Annotated in this window: 18 protein-coding genes; 10 read left to right on the top strand and 8 right to left on the bottom strand. The window is 64.5% G+C overall.

Annotated features, from left to right (window positions below; translation table 11 throughout):
• The first annotated feature begins 69 nt into the window (after positions 1-69).
• Genes ABIC75_RS20445 through ABIC75_RS20455 form a run of 3 tightly spaced genes read left to right on the top strand, consistent with a single transcriptional unit; the run spans position 70 to position 3020 of the window.
• A complete protein-coding gene (locus tag ABIC75_RS20445) occupies positions 70-1023 on the top strand; it encodes a LysR substrate-binding domain-containing protein (RefSeq protein ID WP_354015735.1) in 954 nt (317 codons plus the stop codon).
• A 60-nt stretch (positions 1024-1083) separates the two neighbouring features.
• Complete coding sequence (locus ABIC75_RS20450; protein WP_354015736.1) at positions 1084-2229, top strand: pyridoxal phosphate-dependent aminotransferase; 1146 nt, start codon at positions 1084-1086, stop codon at positions 2227-2229.
• Positions 2217-3020 (top strand): amidohydrolase, encoded by an 804-nt coding sequence (locus ABIC75_RS20455; protein WP_354015737.1) that lies wholly within the window; start codon positions 2217-2219, stop codon positions 3018-3020. The genes ABIC75_RS20450 and ABIC75_RS20455 overlap by 13 nt, the downstream gene beginning before the upstream one ends.
• Before the next feature lie 18 nt (positions 3021-3038).
• Here the strand turns inward: ABIC75_RS20455 and ABIC75_RS20460 are convergent, their stop codons facing one another.
• Positions 3039-4376: a retropepsin-like aspartic protease gene (locus ABIC75_RS20460; RefSeq protein ID WP_354015738.1), complete on the bottom strand. Its 1338-nt coding sequence runs from the start codon at positions 4374-4376 to the stop codon at positions 3039-3041.
• A gap of 119 nt (positions 4377-4495) precedes the next feature.
• Here ABIC75_RS20460 and ABIC75_RS20465 point away from each other — a divergent pair, with 119 nt between their 5' ends.
• Entirely contained in the window at positions 4496-4942 is a 447-nt protein-coding gene (locus ABIC75_RS20465) for a DUF2975 domain-containing protein (RefSeq protein WP_354015739.1), read from the top strand.
• A 7-nt stretch (positions 4943-4949) separates the two neighbouring features.
• Positions 4950-5174: a helix-turn-helix domain-containing protein gene (locus ABIC75_RS20470; RefSeq protein ID WP_354015740.1), complete on the top strand. Its 225-nt coding sequence runs from the start codon at positions 4950-4952 to the stop codon at positions 5172-5174.
• A gap of 42 nt (positions 5175-5216) precedes the next feature.
• Here ABIC75_RS20470 and arsC read toward each other — a convergent pair whose 3' ends face one another.
• The 4 genes from arsC to ABIC75_RS20490 are packed head-to-tail and all read right to left on the bottom strand — an operon-like array spanning position 5217 to position 8927.
• Positions 5217-5564, bottom strand: a complete 348-nt coding sequence (gene arsC, locus ABIC75_RS20475) for an arsenate reductase (glutaredoxin) (protein WP_354015741.1) — start codon at positions 5562-5564, stop codon at positions 5217-5219.
• Between the two features lie 11 nt (positions 5565-5575).
• A complete protein-coding gene (locus ABIC75_RS20480) occupies positions 5576-7087 on the bottom strand; it encodes a pseudouridine synthase (RefSeq protein ID WP_354015742.1) in 1512 nt (503 codons plus the stop codon).
• The gene (gene scpB, locus ABIC75_RS20485; protein WP_354015743.1) at positions 7084-7965 is read right to left on the bottom strand and encodes an SMC-Scp complex subunit ScpB; all 882 of its coding nucleotides are present in this window, start codon (positions 7963-7965) and stop codon (positions 7084-7086) included. The genes ABIC75_RS20480 and scpB overlap by 4 nt, the downstream gene beginning before the upstream one ends.
• Before the next feature lie 50 nt (positions 7966-8015).
• Positions 8016-8927, bottom strand: coding sequence for a segregation and condensation protein A (locus ABIC75_RS20490; protein WP_436407956.1), 912 nt, complete (start codon positions 8925-8927; stop codon positions 8016-8018).
• Between the two features lie 471 nt (positions 8928-9398).
• Here ABIC75_RS20490 and ABIC75_RS20495 point away from each other — a divergent pair, with 471 nt between their 5' ends.
• Together ABIC75_RS20495 and ABIC75_RS20500 are read left to right on the top strand one after the other, a co-directional pair.
• Entirely contained in the window at positions 9399-10574 is a 1176-nt protein-coding gene (locus ABIC75_RS20495; protein WP_354015744.1) for a DNA polymerase IV, read from the top strand.
• 94 nt (positions 10575-10668) lie between these two features.
• Positions 10669-11037 carry a PilZ domain-containing protein gene (locus ABIC75_RS20500; protein ID WP_354015745.1) on the top strand — a complete coding sequence of 123 codons (369 nt, stop codon included), beginning with the start codon at positions 10669-10671 and terminating at the stop codon, positions 11035-11037.
• Between the two features lie 141 nt (positions 11038-11178).
• Here ABIC75_RS20500 and ABIC75_RS20505 read toward each other — a convergent pair whose 3' ends face one another.
• Entirely contained in the window at positions 11179-12870 is a 1692-nt protein-coding gene (locus ABIC75_RS20505) for a long-chain-fatty-acid--CoA ligase (RefSeq protein WP_354015746.1), read from the bottom strand.
• Positions 12871-12988: 118 nt separating this feature from the next.
• Between ABIC75_RS20505 and ABIC75_RS20510 the strand changes: the two genes are divergently transcribed.
• The gene (locus tag ABIC75_RS20510; protein WP_354015747.1) at positions 12989-13435 is read left to right on the top strand and encodes a hypothetical protein; all 447 of its coding nucleotides are present in this window, start codon (positions 12989-12991) and stop codon (positions 13433-13435) included.
• A 69-nt stretch (positions 13436-13504) separates the two neighbouring features.
• Here the strand turns inward: ABIC75_RS20510 and acnA are convergent, their stop codons facing one another.
• Complete coding sequence (gene acnA, locus ABIC75_RS20515) at positions 13505-16255, bottom strand: aconitate hydratase AcnA (RefSeq protein ID WP_354015748.1); 2751 nt, start codon at positions 16253-16255, stop codon at positions 13505-13507.
• A gap of 467 nt (positions 16256-16722) precedes the next feature.
• Between acnA and ABIC75_RS20520 the strand changes: the two genes are divergently transcribed.
• Entirely contained in the window at positions 16723-19314 is a 2592-nt protein-coding gene (locus ABIC75_RS20520; protein ID WP_354015749.1) for a bifunctional aconitate hydratase 2/2-methylisocitrate dehydratase, read from the top strand.
• A gap of 194 nt (positions 19315-19508) precedes the next feature.
• On the top strand, positions 19509-20420 hold the full coding sequence (locus tag ABIC75_RS20525; RefSeq protein WP_354015750.1) for a LysR family transcriptional regulator: 912 nt from the start codon (positions 19509-19511) through the stop codon (positions 20418-20420).
• Positions 20421-20562: 142 nt separating this feature from the next.
• On the opposite strand, the gene ABIC75_RS20530 is transcribed toward ABIC75_RS20525, so the two are convergent.
• Positions 20563-21249: a DUF2461 domain-containing protein gene (locus ABIC75_RS20530; RefSeq protein WP_354015751.1), complete on the bottom strand. Its 687-nt coding sequence runs from the start codon at positions 21247-21249 to the stop codon at positions 20563-20565.
• Between the last annotated feature and the right edge of the window lie 8 nt (positions 21250-21257).

Raw genomic sequence — 21257 nt, forward strand, 5'->3', positions numbered from 1 at the left:
GGTACTCATCGGACAATCTTCCGATAAGACGGGTAAACTCGAACGTATCGTTCAAAATGGGAAACGACGATGACGGTGTTGGACGGCGCCCTGCAGGACCTCAACGATCTCTACTTCTTTGCCGCGGTGGTTGAGCACGGCGGCTTTTCCTCTGCTGGCCGCGCCTTGGGCATTCCCAAGTCGCGCCTCAGCAAGCGCATCGCACAGTTGGAAGAACGCCTGGGCGTGCGCCTGCTGCAGCGAACCACACGCCGTTTCGTGGTCACGGAAGTGGGCGAACGCTTCTACGGCCATTGCCGCGCGGTGCTGGAAGAGGCGAGGGCGGCTCAGGAGGCAGTGGAAGAAGTGCGCTCCGAGCCGCGCGGGCTGGTGCGCGTCAGTTGCCCGGTGTCGCTGGTGCAGACCGTGGTGGGCCACATGCTGCCGGAATTCCTCGCGCTGCATCCGAAGATGCAGGTGCGCCTGCACGCCACCGACCGACGTGTCGATGTGATCGGCGAAGGCTTCGACGTGGCCATCCGCGTGCGCAGCAAGCTCGATACCGACGCCACGCTGGTGGTGCGCACGTTCGGGCAATCGCGCGTGTTGCTGGTGGCCAGCCCCGACCTGCTCAAGCAATACGGCCATCCCAAGGAACTGAGCGACCTGTCGCAGTTGCCTGCGCTCACCAACCAGGAACACGAGGGAGCGCAGAGCTGGGAATTGCTGGACGGCAACGGCGAGCGCGTGCTGGTGGACATCCAGCCGCGCCTGATCTGTGGCGACTTCAACGCACTGCTGCAGAACTGCAAGGCCGGCATCGGCGTGACGCTGCTGCCGGAATTCGTCTGTGGTCCGGCCATCGAGCGCGGTGAGCTGGAGGTGGTGCTGCCCGAATGGAGCGTGCCGCAAGGCACCATGCACTTTGTCTATCCCAGCCGCCGTGGCCTGTTGCCCGGCGTGCGCGCCTTCGTGGATTTTCTTGCGGAAAAGCTGCCCGATACCGTACGCGAGAAGCACGCGCAGTGCGGCAAATACCTTTGAAGCAGGCACGCAACACGCCTCGTGTTAGCATCATCGTTTAGCCTTCCAGACATCCGGACCATGCAGATCGAGACCAAGCTTCCCAAAGTTGGAACCACCATCTTCAGCGTCATGAGCCAGCTGGCGCTGGACCACAAGGCCGTGAACCTCGGCCAGGGCTTCCCCGATTTCGAACCGCCGCAACCGTTGCGCGACGCCATCACGCGCGCCATGGCCGAAGGCCGCAACCAGTACGCGCCCGGCATCGGTCTGCAGCCGCTCCGTGAGCAGATCGCGCTGAAGACCGAGCGTCTGTATGGCCATAAGCTCGACCCCAACACCGAAGTCACCGTGACCTCGGGCGCGACCGAAGCGCTGTTCGCCGCCATCGCCGCCGTGGTGCGCGCGGGCGACGAAGTGATCGTGTTCGACCCGGCATACGACAGTTACGAGCCGGCCATCGAGCTGCAGGGTGCGCGTGCCGTGCACATCCCGTTGCTGGCGCCCAGTTTCGGCATCGACTGGCAGCGCGTGCGTGACGCGATCACGCCCAGGACGCGCATGATCCTGATCAACAGCCCGCACAACCCGACGGGCGCCGTGCTTTCCGCGGCTGATCTGGACGAGCTGGCGGCGATTGTTCGCGACACCGAGATCGTGGTGCTCTCCGATGAGGTCTACGAACACATCGTCTATGACGGCGCACAGCACGAGAGCGTGCTGCGCCATCCCGAGTTGGCGGCACGCAGCTTCGTGGTGTCGTCGTTCGGCAAGACGTATCACTGCACCGGCTGGAAGCTCGGCTACGCCGTGGCGCCCAAAGCGCTCTCCGCTGAATTCCGCAAGGTGCACCAGTACCTCACGTTCTGCACCTTCCATCCGGCGCAGGTTGCCTTTGCCGAGTTCATGGCGAGCACGCCGGAGCACTATCTGGAACTGCCCGCGTTCTACCAGGAGAAGCGTGATCGCTTCCGCGAGCTGATCAAGCCGTCGCGCTTCAAGCTGCTCGACGTACCGGGCGGCTATTTCCAGCTGGTCGATTACTCCGCCATCAGCGACAAGGACGACGTGGCGTTCTGCGAATGGATGGTGAAGGAAGGTGGCGTGGCGGCCATTCCGCTCACGCCGTTCTACGACAAGGCGCCGGGCACCCATTACCTGCGCCTGTGCTTTGCCAAGAGCGATGCCACGATGGAAGCCGCCGCGGAGCGTCTATGCAAGCTTTGAAGGTCAGCCTGATCCAGGGCGCCACGCGTTGGCACGATGCGCCCGCCAACCGCGAGTATTACGGCGAGCTGGTGCGTCGTGTTGCGGGACAGACCGATCTGGTCGTGCTGCCGGAGACGTTTCTCTCGGGCTTCAGCAACGATACGCGTGCCAGCGCCGACACCATGGAAGGCGAGGGCGTGGCATGGATGCGTGCGCTCGCGCAGGACGTGGGCGCCGTGTTGTGCGGCAGCCTGGCCATCCGCGAAAACGACACGGTCTACAACCGCCTGATCTGGGCGCGGCCGGACGGCAGCTTCGCGCGGTACGACAAGCGTCACCTGTTCCGCATGGCCGGCGAGCACACGCGCTACGGCGGCGGCAACGAGCGGCTCATCGTCGAACTCAAGGGCTGGCGCATTCTTCCGCAGGTCTGCTACGACCTGCGTTTCCCGGTGTGGCTGCGCAATGGTCGCCGTGAAGAAGCCACCGGCGGCATGGATTACGACCTCGCCATCTTCGTGGCCAACTGGCCGGCGCCGCGGCGCCAGCCATGGCGCACGCTGCTGCGCGCGCGTGCCATCGAAAATCTGAGCTATGTGATCGGCCTCAACCGCGTCGGCGTCGACGGCAACGATCTGCCCTATGCCGGCGACAGCGCGGTGCTCGATCCCATCGGCGAACCGCTGGTCGAGCTAGGCCCGCAAGAGCAGGTGGTGACCGTCACCATCGATCCCGCGCCGCTGCTTGCGCATCGCGAGCGTTTCCCGGCGTGGATGGATGCCGACCGCTTCACGCTCGATCCGGGTTGATCCGCTTGCCGCGTGCGGTCAACCCGCATGCGGCTTTGTCGTGGCGTGCGACAACGGCTTTCCTACGTCGAACTGCATGCGCGGGAAGTCGATCGTCCAGTGATCGAACGACTGCAGGATGTCGCCGCCCAGCACGTTCGGCTCCTTGACGTTGCCGGCGTCGCTCAGCGAGATCGTCATCGCCGGCAGCACGGTCTGTTGATCGCCAATGCGCACGCGCACTTGCGGCCACGTTGCCGATTGGCGGGCGCGCGCGCCACCCGCGCCGGCAATATGGTCTTGCCGCGACTTGAGTCCCTTCACCACGTCGGGATGCTCCGATGCGAAACGCGAAGACAGCGACGAGAACGCGCCGCCGCTGTCCAGGTGCATCGCCACGGGCAGATCATTGAGTATCACCTCCACGTAGAGATCGCTGCCCGCCATGCGCAGATTGCCCTCGCCAGGCTTCGATGCGCTGCTATGCGATGGCAACAGCTTGCCGTCGGAAGTGAACTCCAGGCGCTGCAACTGGCGCAGCACCGGAAAGCCGAGGATCGCGTCGATCTGGTAACCGCCAGGCACCGGCATGTTCAGTTGCTGGTCGTCGAGAACCAGAAACGCCACATGGCTCAAAGAGAGTCCGGCGAACGTCAGGTGATCCGCAACGCCGATGCGCGAAGCCACAGCCTGGCGGCTGGCGCTTCCCACGCTGGTCGCGCCCTCGAGCAGACGAAGGCCAAGCTTGTGGGCGGTGGAAAGTGAAACGACGGAAAGATTGGCGCCGGTGTCCAGTACGACCTCCTGCGGCTTGCCATTGATGCGGGCCAGCGAGCGTGGCAGGCCGACCTTGTCTCTTTTCACCGCCTCGGGTTTGGGCGTATAGACGTCTACATGCTGTGCGGTGGCGCTGGCGAGCTGGTCGGCAAGTGTCGCCATTTGGAGCGCGTCGGCGCGCTTGTCTGCCGCCGCACCTTCCGCGGCGAGCGCCTGTTCCCATGCGTGCGCAGCCTCGGCCGCCTTGTGGTAATCGCCAACGGCAAAGCTGGCATCGGCCACGATAGGCCATGCCAGTGCGCGTTGGGCGGGTGTGCGGTTGCCATCGGCCAAATAGCGATCGACGAGCTGTCCTGCTTCGACGGCATCCAGCCTTGCCGCGGCCAACCTGGCGCGGGCGAGCCATGCGAGGCCTGGATCCTCGATGCGGGGAAGCACGCTGGCCAGGTGAAACACCTCACCGCCAGCGGCATCGATCAGGGCGTCTTCAGCCTGCTGGCTCGAAATAGGCGTCGATGTCACCTCGGTGGCTTGGACCGGACAGGCCAGGGCGGCCACCCATGCACAGAGATGAAGCCAGATCAGCGGTCCGCTTTTCATGGTATGGTGCCCGTATGACGAATAAAAATTATCGTAATACAGAAAAAAATGATCATGCAACAGCGCGGCGCATCGTGCAGGCGGCACGTGCGCTGGCTGCGGCCTGCTGGTTGGGGGCCTTGGCCTGTCTGCTGGTCACGGCGCTGGGTATCTGGGCCGATGGCGCTACGCAAGACGCTGCGGTGGTGGCCAGCTTGTCGTCCGATGGCCTTCCGCGCGCGTGGGCAGCGGGCATCGCCGTCGTTCTTGCGCTGGTGACCTGCGCGGCGCTGGTCGAGTTGGCGCGCATGTTGGGGCGCGTGGCGCCCGATGCGCTGTTTTCCACTGCGGTGACGAAACGCTTCCGGCGCTTCGCGTGCCTGCTGATGGTGGCTGCGGCGCTCCGTGTGTTGTTGCCTCCGGCCGTTTCACTCTGGCTGGCGTGGCGATCAGGTGCCGGCGCCGCCCGCCTGGAATTCAGCGGCGACGATCTGCTGTCGTTGTTGCCCGTGGCCGTGTTCTTCTTCGTGGCGCGCCTGTTCGACGAGGCAGCGCGACTCGAAGACGACCAGCGCTCGATCGTGTGAGGTCCTGATGGCGATCGTGGTCCGACTCGATGTCATGCTGGCGATGCGCAAGGTGCGCTCGCGCGAACTCGCCGAGTTCGTTGGTATTACCGAATCCAATCTGTCCTTGCTCAAGTCCGGCCACGTGCGCGGCGTGCGTTTCGAAACGCTGAGCAAGATCTGCGAATTCCTGGCATGCCAGCCGGGCGACCTGTTGGCCTACGTGCCGGACGAGGAAGAACAGAACGATTGAGCGATGGCGACGCATCCTCGCGCAAGGCGAGGATGCGTGCACTCAGAGAATGGACAGCACCGCTTCCGGTGGACGTCCAATCGCGGCCCTGCCATTGGAGACCACGATGGGGCGTTCGATCAGCCGCGGATGGCTCACCATGGCCGCGATGAGCGTGGTGTCGTCGAGTGAAGGATCGTCGAGGCCGAGTTCGGTGTACTCGGCCTCGCCCGTGCGCATCAGCTCGCGCGGCGTCATGCCAAGCATGTCGAGCAACTGCATCAGCTCGGCGCTGCTCGGCGGCGTGTCCAGGTAATTCACGACATCACAGACGACGCCTCGCTCCTCCAGCAACGCCAGCGTGGCGCGCGACTTGGAGCAACGGTTGTTGTGATAGATGCGAACGGACATGGACGCCGGCCTCAGCGATTACCTTGACGGCCGCCGCCGCGATTGCCGCCGCCACCGCCGTGCGGGCGACCGCCGCCACCCTGGGGGCGACCGCCACCGCCTTGCGGACGGCCACCGCCACCTTGCGGGCGATTGCCGCCGCGGCCCTGCGGACGACCACCCGGGGCGCCTTGTCCCGCACCGGGACCACCCTGACCGCTGGGGCGACCACCGGGACGTCCGCCCGGCTTGCCGCCACGGTTGCCACCGGCGCCGGCACCACCGCCGAAACCGCTGTAGGGGTTGCCGCTGCGACCTTCGGCGCCACCGGCACGATTGCCGAACGAGGGCTTGCCGCCACCCGGACGACGATTGCCCGCCGCACCACCACGGGCGGCGCCACCGGCTCCGCCTTCGCGTGATTCACCGGCAAACCAGGTGCGCACCGACGGCAGCTCCTGGCCCGGCGCCACGCCGCGGCGATTCTTGCGCTGACCGCCGCCGCCCGGGCGTTCCGGACGAGCGACGTTGCCGTTCACTTCCCGACCCGGACGGCCACGCTGCTGCTTGCCGCGCACGGGTTCTTCGCGAATGCGGTCGTAAGCGCGCAGCTCGCGCGCCTCGTCCTGGTGCGCACTGCTCCAGCCACCGGCCGCGCCGCGTTCGGGGCGGTACTCGGTGACGTTGCGCGGTGCGCGACGCTGATGCAGCACTGGGCTCAGCGTGAGCACCGGTTGCGGCGCGCCCAGGCCGGTGGTCTTGCGCAGATCCTTGACGGCTTCCTCGCCCAGCGACTCGCAATCGCCACGACGCAGGGCACGCGGCAGCTCCACGCTGCCATAGCGGATACGCTTGAGGCGGCTCACCAGGAAACCCTGGGAATCCCACAGGCGGCGCACTTCGCGATTGCGGCCTTCGCGGATCACCACGCGGAACCAGCTGTGGCTGCCGCCGCGGCTGATCACGGCGATTTCGTCGAAACGGGCCGGGCCGTCTTCCAGCTCCACGCCAGCCTTGAGCTTCTCGATGATTTCATCGGGCACTTCACCATGCACGCGGCACAGGTATTCGCGCTCGAGCCCGCTCTTGGGGTGCATCAGCGCGTTGGCCAGTTCGCCGTCAGTGGTGAGCAGCAGCAGGCCGGTGGTGTTGATGTCCAGGCGACCCACGGCGACCCAGCGCGCACCCTTCAGGCGCGGCAGCTGCTCGAACACGGTGGGGCGGCCTTCGGGATCTTCGCGGGTGGTCACCACGCCTTCGGGCTTGTGATAGACCAGCACTTCGGTTTCGTCGCGGTTGTCGGTGGCGACGACGAACTGCTTGCCGTCGAGCACGACGCGGTCGCCCGCGTGCACGCTCGCGCCGATGGTGGCGGGGGTGCCGTTGAGTTCGACCTCACCGGCCTGGATACGCTGCTCGAGCATGCGGCGCGAGCCGAGGCCGGCATTGGCGAGCACCTTGTGCAGGCGCTCCTCGATGGCGGGTGTGGTTTCGTCGCGCGGGGTGCGCTTGAGGGTCAAAACGGATTTCTGGGGCGCAGTCATGCGCGGTACTCCTCGGTGTCTTGCGTGGCGTCGCCTTGGTCGGCGTCCGCGTGGGTCGCTGCCTCGTCGGCAGTGTCAACATGGGTCTCGGCGTGCAGCGCATCGCCGGGTTCGGAGGAGGCGACTTCCATCGCCTCGGGTGTTTCATGGCCGGGCTCGTCGATGGCATCGGCGGCCTGGCTTTCTTCGTTCTCGGCCAAGGCGTCATGCCCGGCGGGTTCGGTGATGGTGGCGTCGATGTCTTCTTCGCCGGCCACCACCAGGGTTTCGTTTTCTTCGTCCGGATCGATCGGCAGGTCGCGCGCCACGCGGGCGGGCAGCGGCTCCGGCGCGATGCTCATCTGCGGATCTTCCATGTCGCGGATTTCCGACAGCGGCGGCAGCTCATCCAGCGACTTCAAGTTGAAGTAGTCGAGGAAGGCGCGCGTGGTGCCGAACAGCGCGGGCTTGCCGGGTACGTCGCGGTAACCGACCACGCGGATCCACTCGCGCTCTTCCATCGTCTTGATGATGTTGGACGACACCACCACGCCGCGGATCTGCTCGATCTCCGGGCGCGTGATCGGTTGGCGGTAGGCGATCAGTGCCAGTGTTTCCAACAGGGCGCGCGAGTAGCGGCTGGGTCGCTCGGTCCACAGGCGCGAGATCCACGGGTGCACGCTCTGCTTCACCTGGTAGCGAAAGCCCGAGGCGACCTCGTGCAGCTCCACGCCGCGGTTGGCGCAGTCTTCCATCAGCGCTTCGAGGGTCTTGGCGATCTCTTCGCGGCCGACTTCGTCCTCTTCGCCGAACAGTTCCAGCAGTTGAGGAATGGTCATCGGCTGGGTGGATGCCAGCAATGCCGCCTCGACGATGGGTTTGAGTTGCTCGATCTGCATGGCCTCGGATCGGATGCGGATGCTGCGGTGAATGGGGCGGGCTGCGCGGCTTATTCGGCCGCGGTGGCCGGCTCGTCATCGGCATAGCGTTCGGCGGCGGTTTCTTCCGCGCTTCCTGCCCGTGCCCTTACGTAAATCGGTGCCAGCGGTTCTTCCTGCACGATCTCCACCAGCATTTCCTTGGCCAGCTCCAGCATGGCCAGGAAGGTGACCACCACGCCCAGGCGGCCCTCGGTGACATCGAACAGCGTTTCGAAGCGCTGGAAGGTCTGGTCGGTCAGGCGGCCGAGCAGTTCGCCCATGCGCTGTCGCACGCTCAGTGCTTCGCGCTTGATCGCGTGGTGGCCGAACAATTCGGCACGACGCATCACGTCCTTCAGCGCCAGCAGCATCTCTTTCAGGTCGAGCGGCGGCGGCAGCTTGATCACGTTGCGCTCGCCCACGTCCGCGTGGGCCGGCGCCATGTCCCGCTCCATGCGGGGCAGGGCGTCGATGTCTTCCGCGGCCCGCTTGAAGCGCTCGTATTCCTGCAGTCGGCGGACCAGTTCGGCGCGGGGGTCTTCCTCTACGCCTTCCTCGGCCGGCGGCCGGGGCAACAGCAGGCGCGATTTGATCTCGCCGAGGATGGCCGCCATCAGCAGGTATTCGGCGGCCAGTTCCAGGCGCATCACGTCGCGCATCATCTCGATGTAGTCCATGTACTGCCGGGTGATCTCGGCGACAGGGATGTCGAGAATGTCCAGGTTTTGCCGACGGATCAGGTACAGCAAAAGATCTAGCGGCCCTTCGAAGGCCTCGAGGATCACCTCGAGCGCATCCGGCGGGATGTACAGGTCCTGCGGCATCTGCAACATCGGTTCGCCGCGCACGATGGCCAGCGGCATTTCCTGCTGTTGAGGTACCGACGCAAACGCGTCTTGCGGTGCGGCGACCGCCTGAGGCTCGACTGGCTCAGTGCTCATCAATGCATGTCGTTGGGCCGTTCAAGACGGCTTGCTCTGCGTTTAATCACGTTAGGAAACGTTGATCCCACCGGCATTCGGTTGACGAATGTCCCCGCCCGGATCGTGGCCCGCAGGCGCGATCCGTTGAAGCTAACTTGCGCGATGCCTAGCCAGTGCGCATGGCGCCACCGTCGCGGACATGCATGATGAAATCGCGCGTCTGGCGTTTCGATCAGGCTGGCCGTGAGCGACCCTTGAGCGTCTGAAGGCATGTGGGGACCACACGACATGGGACGCGAGCCACAACGTGACGAAACCTGCGTCACTGGCTTCTCAATCGGTCGGCTGAGTGCATCGGGACGGGTGCCGTAGCGGTCGATCTCACCGATCGTGCGCGCACCCTTATGACCCAAGCGGGACCAAGATTAGCCGTTGCAGACGGGCAAGTCCAGTACACCCGATGTGCCCGTACCGGCAAAATACAGGGACATGCTGCCCGATGACCGCGCCATCATCCACGTCGACATGGACGCGTTCTATGCGTCCGTGGAGCAGCGCGACCGTCCCGAGCTGCGCGGCCTGCCGGTCATCGTGGGCGGACTGGGCCCGCGCGGCGTGGTATCCACCTGCAGCTACGAGGCGCGGCCGTTCGGGGTTCGTTCGGCCATGCCCACGGCGCAGGCGCGGCGGCTTTGTCCCGATGGCGTCTACCTGTGGCCCGATATCGCGCGCTATGAGGAGGTCTCCGACCGCGTGTTCGAGGTCTTCCACGAGGTGACGCCGCTGGTCGAGGGCCTGTCGCTGGACGAGGCCTTCCTCGACGTCACTGCCAGCCTGCGCTTGCTGGGATCGATCGAGGCCATCGGGCGGCGCATCAAGGACGCCATCCTGGAACGCACCGGGCTCCATGCCTCCGTAGGGATGAGCTCGAACAAGCTACTGGCGAAGCTGGCCAGCGAGATGTCCAAGCCCAACGGCTTCCATCGCATCAGGGCGGAGCACGCAGCGCTGGAACTGGCGCCCTTGCCGGTGGGGCGCTTGTGGACCGTGGGCAAGGTCACCGAGCAGGCCTTGCACCGGCTGGGCATTCGCACGATGGGGGAATTGGCAGCAAGTGACACGGCGCGTCTGGCGAGTGCGCTAGGACGTCAGGTGGATGCGCTGCAGGCACTCGCCAGGGGTGAAGACGACCGCAGCGTGGAACCTGCCCAGGCCGAGCAATCCATCGGCGCGGAACATACCTACGACGTCGACGTGGCCGAACTCGCCTTGGCCGAGGCCTGGCTGCTGCGCCATTGCGAGCGCATTGCGGCCAGAGCAAGGCAGCGCGGCCTGGAAGGGCGAACCGTTACCGTGAAGCTGCGCGAGCCGCCGTTCGTTACCCATACTCGCCAGGCGCAACTGAGCACGCCCAGTGCATCGGCGAGCGAGCTGTACAAGCTGGCACGAGGCTTGCTTTACGCCTGGTGGAAGTCGCAACAACGGCCACGTTTACGCTTGTTGGGCGTGAGTCTTTCGGGTTTCGCGGCCGAACGTCAGCGAGACCTGTTCGACAGCTCGGCCGAGCGGCGAGTGACCGATCAGGTGCAGGACAGGATCAATTCGCGTTTTGGGTCGGGGAGTTTGGTCCGCGCCGGTGTTTTAAGGACGCGGGAGCAGGATTGAAGTTGCACGGAGACACTCCACATCGAACGATGAGAGTGTTCTTCAGGATGAAGCGGTCGGCGCCCGAGCGTCTGACGTGGGGAGAATGGGCAGGATGAGCAGAGCAGAAGACAAGGCCAGGAACGGCTCCGACCCGGAGCAGTTGCGTCCGGCGCGCATGCGGATCGAGACCACCGTGCTGATGAGCCGGGGCGACGAGTCGCACTCCACGGAGCTGGTGGATATTTCTGCGACCGGCGTGCTGCTGCGCCGCCCGTTGGGCTGGCATGGCGAGCAGGGCCAGAGCTGGATCCTCGACATGATCTTCGGCCATGACCTGCACATCCATCTGGAAGCGCAGGTGGCGCGCATTTCCGATCGCCATCTGGGCTTTGCCTATACCCGTATTCCCGAAGACAAGCAGGTGCCGTTGTGGAACCTGCTGGGCGGGTATGCGGATATCCTGGAGTTGTGGAAGGACTGACGGTCGAGGAGTGAGTTGAGACGAGTGAGAAGCGAGAGCGATCACTCGATACTCATCGCCCACGTAATCCAACAAAAAGCCCGGCACGTCGCCGGGCTTTTTGTTGGTCGGAGTGAGCTCTACTCTCACTTCCCACTCGTCTCAACTCACTCCCGCCTTCTCAGACTTCTTCTCGTCACGCAGTTCGCGACGGAGGATCTTGCCCACGTTGCTCTTGGGCAGCGAGTCGCGGAACTCGATGATCTTGGGGCGCTTGTAGCCGGTCAGATTGTCGTGGCAGAACTTCTTGAGTTCTTCCACGGTGAGCTTCGGGTCCTTGCGCACCACGAACAGCTTCACCACTTCGCCGGAGTGTTCGTCCGGCACGCCGACGGCGGCGACTTCGGCCACGCCTGGATGCTGCATCACCACGTCTTCCACTTCGTTCGGGTACACGTTGAAGCCGGACACGAGGATCATGTCCTTCTTGCGGTCGACGATGTAGACGTAGCCATTCTCGTCCATGCGGGCAATGTCGCCGGTGTGCAGCCAGCCATCGGAACCGAGCACCTTCGCGGTTTCATCCGGACGCTGCCAGTAACCCTTCATCACCTGCGGGCCGCGCACCATCAGTTCGCCCACTTCGCCGATGGCCAGCGGCTGGTTGTCTTCGGACCAGATCGCGATGTCGGTGGAGGGAATCGGCAAGCCGATGGAGCCGTTGTAGTCCTTCAAATCCAGCGGATTGATGCAGGCCGCGGGCGAGGTTTCGGTGAGGCCATAGGCCTCGGCCAGCGTGCAGCCGGTGACCTTCTTCCAGCGCTCGGCGACTGCGCGCTGCACGGCCATGCCGCCGCCCAGCGACAGGTGCAGGCGCGAGAAATCCAATTCGGCAAAACCGGGCGTGTTGAGCAGGCCATTGAACAGCGTGTTGACGCCGGTGAGGGCGGTGAACTTCGACTTCTTCAATTCCTTGACGAAGCCCGGCATGTCGCGCGGATTGGTGATCAGCCAGTTGAGTCCGCCCAGGCGCATGAACACCAGGCCGTTCGCCGTCAGCGAGAAGATGTGATACAGCGGCAGCGCCGTGATGATCACTTCCTCGCCCTGCTTGGCGTTGCTGCCGATCCACGCGCCGGCCTGCAGCATGTTGGCGACCATGTTGCCGTGCGTGAGCATGGCCCCCTTGGCCACGCCGGTGGTGCCGCCCGTGTACTGCAGGAAGGCGATGTCTTCGTGATCCAGCTGCACCTTGGGCAGCGGGTGCGGCGTGCCCTTGGAGAGGGCGTCCGTGAAGCGCACTGCATGCGGCAGCGAGTACGGCGGCACCATCTTCTTGACGTGCTTGAGCACGAAGTTGATCACCGCACCCTTGGCGCCCAGCAAGTCGCCGATGCCGGTGGTGACGATGTGCTCGACGTGCGTTTCGGCCACCACCTGTTGCAGCGTGGCGGCGAAGTTGTCGAGCACCACGATGGCCTTGGCGCCGGCGTCCTCGAGCTGGTGCTTGAGTTCGCGCGCGGTGTACATGGGGTTGGTGTTCACCACCACCAGGCCCGCGCGCAAGGCGCCGAACAAGGCGATGGGGTACTGCAGCACGTTGGGCATCATGATCGCGATGCGATCGCCCTTGCCGAGCTTGAGCTCGCCGGTGAGGTAGCCGGCGAACTGGCGGCTCATCTCGTCGATCTGGCCGTAACTGAGGACCTTGCCGAAGCTGGAAAACGCAGGGCGATGGCGGAAGCGCTCGAAGGCTTCTTCAACGACGGCGGCGAGCGACGCGTACTGGTTGATGTCGATCTGCGCGGGAACGCCTTCCGGGTAATGGGCCAGCCACGGACGCTCAATGCTCATGTTGGATCCAACGCTCCTATATGTATCGGCCCGCCATTGACGTAGGGCAAGATGATGGCGAGGCATTGGAGCATACGCTCGCGTATAGCAGCAAGCCGCGCCGCAACGAGAATTCGCCATGTCTTTGCCACGAAAACTGCTTGTAAATCCACTGTTTTGCGCACTGCTGGCGATCGGCCTGGCGGCCTGTCACCGCACGCCCGACGAAAGTCGGGTGCGCCAAGGCATCGAAACGGCCGAGCGGGCGGCCGAACAGGCGGATGCCTCGTCGCTGGACGCGTTGCTGAGCGAGGATTTCAGCGGCAACAACGGCGAGATGGAGCGCCGGCAAATCCTCGGGTTGCTGCACGCCGCCCGGTTTCGCGGCGAGACGATCCACGCCCTGAGCGGGCCGATTGAGGTGGAGCCTCGCGGCGAGCGTTACATCGCGCGCTTCACCCTCACCCTGACCAGCGGCGGAAAGATGCTGCCCGCGCAGATCGGCGTGTATCAGGTGGAGACGGCGTGGCGGAAGGAAGGGAGCGAGTGGCGCTGTTATTCGGCCACGTGGACGTCCGCGGGGTAAGGTTCCTCCAAAGAAGACGCCGCCCAGCGGCGGCGTCTCCTCCTTACCGAAAGCGGCCTGCAACGAGGATCAGGCGGCTTTCTTTCCGGCCAGCTGGCGCAGCACGTACTGCAGGATGCCGCCGTGACGGAAGAACTCGCGCTCCTTCGGCGTGAGCAGCAACACCTTCACGGTGAACTCCTTCTTCTTGCCGTCGGCGCCCGTTGCGGTGACCTTGGCGGTCTTCGATTCGCCGCCGTTGAGGCCGGTGATGTCGAAGGTTTCCTTGCCGGTCAGGCCCAGCGACTGTGCGTTCTGGCCGTCTTCGAACTGCAGCGGCAGCACGCCCATGCCCACCAAGTTGGAACGGTGGATGCGCTCGAAGCTCTCGGCGATCACCGCCTTCACGCCCAGCAGCAGCGTGCCCTTGGCCGCCCAGTCGCGCGACGAGCCCGTGCCGTATTCCTTGCCGGCCAGCACCACCAGCGGCGTCTTGTCGGCCTTGTACTTCATCGCCGCGTCGTAGATGGCCATCTGCTCGCCGCTCGGCACGTGGAGCGTATAGCCCCCTTCCACGCCATCGAGCATCAGGTTCTTGATGCGGATGTTGGCGAAGGTGCCGCGCACCATCACATCGTCGTTGCCGCGACGCGAGCCGTAGGAGTTGAAGTCCTTCGGTTCCACGCCCTTGCCGATGAGGAAGCGGCCCGCCGGGCTGTCCTTCTTGATCGAGCCGGCCGGCGAGATGTGGTCGGTGGTGATGGAGTCGCCGAACAGGCCGAGCACGCGTGCGCCGTGTACGTCTTCAATGGAGCCCGGGTCCTTGCTCATGCCTTCGAAGTACGGCGGGTTCTTGATGTAGGTGGAGTCGTCCCACTTGTACACGTCGCCATCGGGCGAGGCGATGTGGTTCCAGCGCGTGTCGCCCTTGAACACATCGGCATAGCTCTTCTCGAACATTTCCGGATTGAGCGCGCTGCCCACGATGTCCGAGATTTCCTGGTTGGTCGGCCAGATGTCCTTGAGGTACACCGGCTTGCCGTCGCTGCCGGTGCCCAGTGGATCCTTGCTGAGGTCAATGTCGAGCGTGCCGGCCAGCGCGTAGGCCACCACCAGCGGCGGCGAGGCCAGGTAGTTCATCTTCACTTCCGGATGCACGCGGCCTTCGAAGTTGCGGTTGCCCGACAACACCGACGCCACGGCGAGATCGCCTTCGGCGATGCCCTTGCTGATTTCGGGCGGCAGCGGACCGGAGTTGCCGATGCAGGTGGTGCAGCCATAGCCGACGATGAAGAAGCCGACTTTTTCCAGCTCCTTCAGCAGGCCGGTCTTTTCGAGATAGTCGGTGACCACCTTGGAACCCGGACCGATCGAGGTCTTCACCCACGGCTGTGCCTTCAGGCCTTTGGCCGCGGCCTTCTTCGCCACGAGACCGGCGCCCAGCATCACGCTCGGGTTGGAGGTGTTGGTGCACGAGGTGATGGCGGCGATGACGACGGCGCCATCGCCCAGCTTGAACGACTCGCCGTCCTTGTCCACGCGCACGCCGCTATCGGTGATGTCGTTGGCCGGGTTGCCGATCGCCGCCGAACCGCCTTCGGCGATGAAGGCCGAGGTTTCCTCGGTGCGCGGCTTGCGGTTGGCGGTGAGCGGACCCACGGCGTCATGGAAACTCTTTTGCACGCCTTCCAGCAGCACGCGATCCTGCGGACGCTTGGGGCCCGCGAGCGATGGCTTCACGTCGGCGAGGTTGAGTTCCAGCGTGGTGGTGAAGCGCGGCTCGATGGCGTTTTCGTCGTGCCACAGGCCCTGCGCCTTGGCATAGGCCTCCACCAGCCGGATCTGCTCTTCGCTGCGACCGGACAGGTGCAGGTAATTGAGCGCTTCCTGGTCGATCGGGAAGATGCCGCACGTTGCACCGTATTCCGGCGCCATGTTGCCGATGGTGGCGCGGTCGGCCAGCGCCAGGTGCTTGAGGCCGCTGCCGAAGAACTCCACGAACTTGCCCACCACGCCGAGCTTGCGCAGCATCTGCGTCACGGTGAGTACGAGGTCGGTGGCGGTGACGCCTTCAGAGAGCTTGCCGGTGAGCTTGAAGCCCACCACCTGCGGAATCAGCATCGACGAAGGCTGGCCCAGCATGGCCGCCTCAGCCTCGATGCCGCCCACGCCCCAGCCCAGCACGCCGATGCCATTGATCATGGTGGTGTGCGAGTCGGTGCCGAACACGGTGTCCGGGTAGGCCCAGTCAGTGCCGTCCTTCTTCGCGGTGAACACCACGCGTGCCAGGTGCTCCAGGTTCACCTGATGCACGATGCCGGTGCGCGGCGGCACCACCTTGAAGTTGTCGAACGCCTTCTGGCCCCAGCGCAGGAAGGCATAGCGTTCCTGGTTGCGCTGGAATTCGATCTCGACGTTTTTCTCCAGCGCGGATTCGGAGCCGTAGACATCCACCTGCACGGAGTGGTCGATCACCAGTTCGGCCGGCGCCAATGGATTGATCTGCTTGGCGTCACCGCCGAGCTTCACCACGGCATCGCGCATCGCGGCAAGGTCCACCACGCAGGGCACGCCGGTGAAATCCTGCAAGACCACGCGGGCCGGCATGAAGGCGATTTCGGTATCGGGTTCGGCCTTGGCGTCCCAGTTGGCGATGGCCTCGATTTCCTTCGAGGTCACGTTGACGCCATCCTCGTGGCGCAACAGGTTCTCCAGGAGGATCTTGAGCGAGTAGGGGAGGGTCTTGAGGTCGAAGCGCTGACCGAGCTTGGTCAGGCTGGCGATCTGGTACTGGCTGCCGTTGACAGTGAGGGTGTCGCGGGTGGCGAATGAATCCAGCATGGGGCTAACTCCTGTTGCGTGAGTCTGCGAACGCGCGGACGCGTAACTCGGTGATCCTAGAGCAGGAAACGTGAGGGGAATTTCAAAGCCCTTGATCTCGTCATCTCGTCGTCGCTGGACTGGCGAGCGATGAGGACAGGGACCAGAAATTGCTCCATTTCATGCGCACCATTCAGTTTGGGCCAAAACCCCAGCCCTGCAAGAGACCCGATCGGGCATTCCCGCACATTCGCATTGCAAGATTTCGAACGCTCCCGGAAGCGATGTCTTGCGTTGCGGCGTAAGGGTTCCGGCTGGCAAAATAGCGGGCTGTGATGCCGCCAAAAACGGCATGGCGACAAGGCCTTGCGCCTTGTCGGACGCCGGCAGCGGCCACGCGGAACCTCTCCCCTCGGGCGATTCTCCGCTGCGATGGCGCAAGCCACCGCCCGCTGCCCCTTTGATCGAAGTTCACCGGACGAGACCACATGCTCAACGCCTACCGCCAACATGTTGCCGAGCGCGCCGCGCTGGGTATCCCGCCGCTGCCGCTGTCGCCCCAGCAGACCGCCGAGCTGATCGAGCTGCTGAAGAACCCGCCGGCTGGCGAGGAAGCCTTCCTGGTCGAGTTGATCACCCACCGCGTGCCGGCTGGCGTGGACGACGCGGCCAAGGTCAAGGCCTCGTACCTGGCGGCCGTGGCGTTCGGCACCGAGAAGAACGCGCTGATCTCGCGCGAGAAGGCCACGGAACTGCTGGGCACCATGCTCGGCGGCTACAACATCCATCCGCTGATCGAGTTGCTCGACGACGCGCAGATCGGCACCGTCGCCGCCAACGCGCTCAAGCACACGCTGCTGATGTTCGACGCCTTCCACGACGTCAAGGACAAGGCCGACAAGGGCAATGCCAACGCCAAGGCCGTGCTGCAGAGCTGGGCCGACGCCGAGTGGTTCACCAGCAAGCCGGAAGTACCGGAAAGCCTGACCATCACCGTGTTCAAGGTGCCGGGCGAAACCAACACCGATGATCTGTCGCCGGCACCCGACGCCACCACGCGCCCGGACATCCCGCTGCACGCGCTGGCCATGCTGAAGAACAAGCGCGACGGCGCACCGTTCCAGCCGGAAGAAGACGGCAAGCGCGGCCCCATCGCCTTCATCGAATCGCTGAAGGAAAAGGGTCACCTCGTGGCCTATGTCGGCGACGTCGTCGGCACCGGTTCCAGCCGCAAGTCCGCCACCAACTCGGTGCTGTGGTTCACCGGCGAAGACATCCCCTTCATTCCGAACAAGCGCTTCGGCGGCGTGTGCCTGGGCAGCAAGATCGCCCCGATCTTCTACAACACCATGGAAGATGCCGGCGCACTGCCGATCGAACTCGACGTGTCCAGCATGAACATGGGCGACGTGGTCGAGCTGCGTCCGTACGAAGGCAAGGCACTGAAGAACGGCGAAGTGATCGCCGAGTTCCAGGTGAAGTCCGACGTGCTGTTCGACGAAGTGCGCGCCGGCGGCCGCATTCCGCTGATCGTGGGCCGCGGCCTTACCGCCAAGGCGCGCGAAGCGCTGGGCCTGCCGGTGTCCACGCTGTTCCGCCTGCCGCAGCAGCCGGCCGATACCGGCAAGGGCTTTACGCTGGCGCAGAAGATGGTGGGCCGCGCGGTTGGCCTGCCGGAAGGCCAGGGCGTGCGCCCGGGCACCTACTGCGAACCGAAGATGACCTCGGTGGGTTCGCAGGACACCACCGGCCCGATGACCCGTGACGAACTGAAGGACCTGGCTTGCCTGGGTTTCTCGGCCGACCTCGTCATGCAGTCGTTCTGCCACACTGCCGCTTATCCGAAGCCGGTGGACGTGAAGACCCACCACACGCTGCCGGAATTCATCAGCACGCGTGGCGGCATCTCGCTGCGTCCGGGCGATGGCGTGATCCACTCCTGGCTCAACCGCATGCTGCTGCCCGACACCGTCGGCACCGGCGGCGACAGCCACACGCGTTTCCCGATCGGCATTTCCTTCCCGGCCGGCTCGGGCCTGGTGGCGTTTGCCGCCGCCACTGGCGTGATGCCGCTGGACATGCCCGAATCCGTGCTGGTGCGCTTCAAGGGCGAACTGCAGCCGGGCGTGACCCTGCGTGACCTGGTCAACGCGATTCCGCTGTACGCGATCAAGAGCGGTCTGCTCACCGTCGCCAAGCAGGGCAAGAAGAACATCTTCTCGGGCCGCATCCTGGAAATCGAAGGTCTGCCGAATCTCAAGGTGGAGCAGGCGTTCGAACTGTCCGACGCCTCCGCCGAGCGTTCCGCCGCCGGTTGCACGGTGCACCTCGATAAGGCGCCGATCATCGAATACATCAACAGCAACATCACGCTGCTGAAGTACATGATCGCGCAGGGCTACAAGGATCCGCGCAGCCTGCAGCGCCGCATCGCCGCGATGGAAGCCTGGCTCGCCAACCCGCAGTTGCTGGAGCGTGATGCCGACGCCGAATACGCCGCCGTCATCGAGATCGACCTGGCCGACGTGCACGAGCCCATCGTGGCCTGCCCGAACGACCCGGACGACGTGAAGACGCTCAGCGACGTGGCCGGCGCCACCATCGATGAAGTGTTCATCGGTTCGTGCATGACGAATATTGGTCACTTCCGTGCCGCGTCGAAGCTGCTGGAAGGCAAGCGCGATATCCCGACCAAGCTGTGGGTTGCGCCGCCGACCAAGATGGATCAGCAGCAATTGACCGAGGAAGGCCACTACGGCGTGCTCGGCACCGCCGGCGCCCGCATGGAAATGCCGGGTTGCTCGCTGTGCATGGGCAACCAGGCGCAGGTGCGCGAGGGCGCCACGGTGTTCTCCACTTCCACCCGCAACTTCCCCAACCGTCTGGGCAAGAACTCCAACGTGTACCTGGGTTCGGCCGAGCTGGCCGCGATCTGCTCGCGTCTTGGCCGCATCCCGACCAAGGCGGAGTACATGACGGACATCGGCGTGATCGACGCCAATGGCGAGAAGATCTACAAGTACCTGAACTTCGACCAGATCGCCGACTACCAGGACGTGGCCAACACGGTCATCGCCTGAGAGCGGTAAGTCATCGCAAGGTGGCAAGGGAAGGGCGGCGAAAGCCGCCCTTTCTTTTTGCGTCAGTACCTTTGTTGAAGCTTGGAAATTTTCCTCACCGTCATTCCCGCCTGCGCGGGAATGACGGTCTGAGGCGAACAGGGGCGTCGTCGTTTATGCTTCGCTCCGTCACAGGCCAGGCCAGCACCCAGCGGATGATCTCTTCCCACCTATCGGTAGTCTCGCTTCGCGACCTGATGCTGGTGCAGGCGGTGCGTCGCCATGGCAGCTTCAACAGCGCAGCGCGTGCGATGCACATCAGTCCGTCGGGCCTCTCGCATCAGGTGCAGAAAGTGGAACAGGCGCTAGGCGCGCCGCTGTTCGAGCGCGGTGGTCGTCGCATCGTTCCCACCGCAGGCGGCCAACGTCTGCTGGAGCAGATCGATGCCGTGCTCGCCTCGGCCGAGCATCTTCAGCAAGTCGCGCGTGCTGGCGAGGTGGCATTCGGTGGCGAGCTTCGTCTTGGCGTTCCCGCGTCGCTTGGCCCGTACTTGCTGCCGCATTTGATTGGACCGTTTCCCCAGCATTTCCCCGGCACGCGCCTGAGCCTTTCCGAAGGCAAGCCGCGTGGATTGCTGCGCCGCTTGAACGAAGGCGAGCTTGACGCCGTGCTCGCGCCGCGCGTGCCGCCTGTCAGCGGCGTGGCCATGCGTCCATTGTTCTTCGAACCGTGGGAAGTGATGTTCCGCGCTGACCATGCCTTGGCTGGCAAGCGCAGCGTGGCGATCGAGCAATTGGAAGCGAGCGACGCCACCTTGATGATGGAAAGCCATAGCGAGGACGTGCTCGGTGGTGGACACGTGCAGGACGTGAGCCTGGAAAGCCTCGCCGCGCTGGTGGAACTGCGCGGCGGCTACGCCTTGGTGCCGGCGCTGGCGCACGAACGACTCGCGTCGATGCCGAACGTGGTACTCGCCAAGCTCAAGGGGCAAGCGCCCGGCCGCGAGATTGCGCTCTACTGGCGCGAAGCCACGCCGTGGCACGAAGACCTGCAGAACTTCGCTGCACTGCTGCGGAAGTTGGCGAAGCAGCGGCCGGGCCTGCGATTGGTAGAAGAGGGAAGCTGATCTGCCCGGCTTCCTGATGCTCGTCATCCCAGCGAAAGCTGGGATCCAGAGACTTTGATGTTTTAGCTCACCGTGTAAAGACACTGGATCCCAGCTTTCGCTGGGATGACGACGCTGTGAGGCTGAGGTCAGGCTATAGGGTTCAAAACTCCAACTCCTGCGCCGCACACAAATAATCCACCATCGGCGCCACTCGCTTATACGTATCCACCAACCACGGCAACAACTCCGCCGAACACGCCAGCTTCTCGTCGAACACTTCGCCGCACGCAAAATCCTTGCGCTTGATGTCGTCGATCAACTCATGCGCCGGATCGAACCCACGCGGCGGCCGGCTCAGCGCCTCGCCCCAGAACTCGAAGTGATCGCGGAACGCCTTGCTGCGCGTCGCCTTCTTCCAGGCCTCGGGATTGTCGGCGAGGAATTCGCGGATGCGCTTGAGCGCGTCGGGCTCCGGATGCCACATGCCGCCGCCGGCAAAACACTCGCCCGGCTGGATATGCACGTAGAACGAGGGCGCGGGAATTTCGTGGCGACGCTCGTGGAAGAAGCGCGCACCCTGCCACGGCTTGTACGGCTGCTTGTCGTTGGAAAAACGCGTGTCGCGATAGATGCGGAACAGCGAGCCGCCGTTCTTGCGCGCATCGGCGCGGTAATGCTTGCTGATCTTGCTCAGCGGCGCCTGGATGTCGCCGATCAGCGCAAGGAACGGCTCGCGCACGTTCGTTTCGTAATCGTCCTTGTGCTCCTGGAACCATTCGCGGTTGTTGTTCTTGGCGAGCGCGCGGAGAAAGCGGAAGGTGGCGGGCGAAAAATAGGTCTTGGCCATGGTGTCGG

Origin of the sequence: Dyella japonica, assembly GCF_040545895.1 — a bacterium.
In the GTDB taxonomy this organism is placed as follows: Bacteria; Pseudomonadota; Gammaproteobacteria; order Xanthomonadales; family Rhodanobacteraceae; genus Dyella; species Dyella japonica_D.

Excerpts from the sequence above, each read along its gene's own strand:
- ABIC75_RS20445 (WP_354015735.1), top strand. The coding sequence starts at position 70 with ATGACGGTGTTGGACGGCGCCCTGCAGGACCTCAACGATCTCTACTTC.
- ABIC75_RS20450 (WP_354015736.1), top strand. The coding sequence starts at position 1,084 with ATGCAGATCGAGACCAAGCTTCCCAAAGTTGGAACCACCATCTTCAGC.
- ABIC75_RS20455 (WP_354015737.1), top strand. The coding sequence starts at position 2,217 with ATGCAAGCTTTGAAGGTCAGCCTGATCCAGGGCGCCACGCGTTGGCAC.
- ABIC75_RS20460 (WP_354015738.1), bottom strand. The coding sequence starts at position 4,376 with ATGAAAAGCGGACCGCTGATCTGGCTTCATCTCTGTGCATGGGTGGCC.
- ABIC75_RS20470 (WP_354015740.1), top strand. The coding sequence starts at position 4,950 with ATGGCGATCGTGGTCCGACTCGATGTCATGCTGGCGATGCGCAAGGTG.
- arsC (WP_354015741.1), bottom strand. The coding sequence starts at position 5,564 with ATGTCCGTTCGCATCTATCACAACAACCGTTGCTCCAAGTCGCGCGCC.
- ABIC75_RS20480 (WP_354015742.1), bottom strand. The coding sequence starts at position 7,087 with ATGACTGCGCCCCAGAAATCCGTTTTGACCCTCAAGCGCACCCCGCGC.
- scpB (WP_354015743.1), bottom strand. The coding sequence starts at position 7,965 with ATGCAGATCGAGCAACTCAAACCCATCGTCGAGGCGGCATTGCTGGCA.
- ABIC75_RS20490 (WP_436407956.1), bottom strand. The coding sequence starts at position 8,927 with ATGAGCACTGAGCCAGTCGAGCCTCAGGCGGTCGCCGCACCGCAAGAC.
- ABIC75_RS20495 (WP_354015744.1), top strand. The coding sequence starts at position 9,399 with ATGCTGCCCGATGACCGCGCCATCATCCACGTCGACATGGACGCGTTC.
- ABIC75_RS20500 (WP_354015745.1), top strand. The coding sequence starts at position 10,669 with ATGAGCAGAGCAGAAGACAAGGCCAGGAACGGCTCCGACCCGGAGCAG.
- ABIC75_RS20505 (WP_354015746.1), bottom strand. The coding sequence starts at position 12,870 with ATGAGCATTGAGCGTCCGTGGCTGGCCCATTACCCGGAAGGCGTTCCC.
- ABIC75_RS20510 (WP_354015747.1), top strand. The coding sequence starts at position 12,989 with ATGTCTTTGCCACGAAAACTGCTTGTAAATCCACTGTTTTGCGCACTG.
- acnA (WP_354015748.1), bottom strand. The coding sequence starts at position 16,255 with ATGCTGGATTCATTCGCCACCCGCGACACCCTCACTGTCAACGGCAGC.
- ABIC75_RS20520 (WP_354015749.1), top strand. The coding sequence starts at position 16,723 with ATGCTCAACGCCTACCGCCAACATGTTGCCGAGCGCGCCGCGCTGGGT.
- ABIC75_RS20525 (WP_354015750.1), top strand. The coding sequence starts at position 19,509 with ATGATCTCTTCCCACCTATCGGTAGTCTCGCTTCGCGACCTGATGCTG.
- ABIC75_RS20530 (WP_354015751.1), bottom strand. The coding sequence starts at position 21,249 with ATGGCCAAGACCTATTTTTCGCCCGCCACCTTCCGCTTTCTCCGCGCG.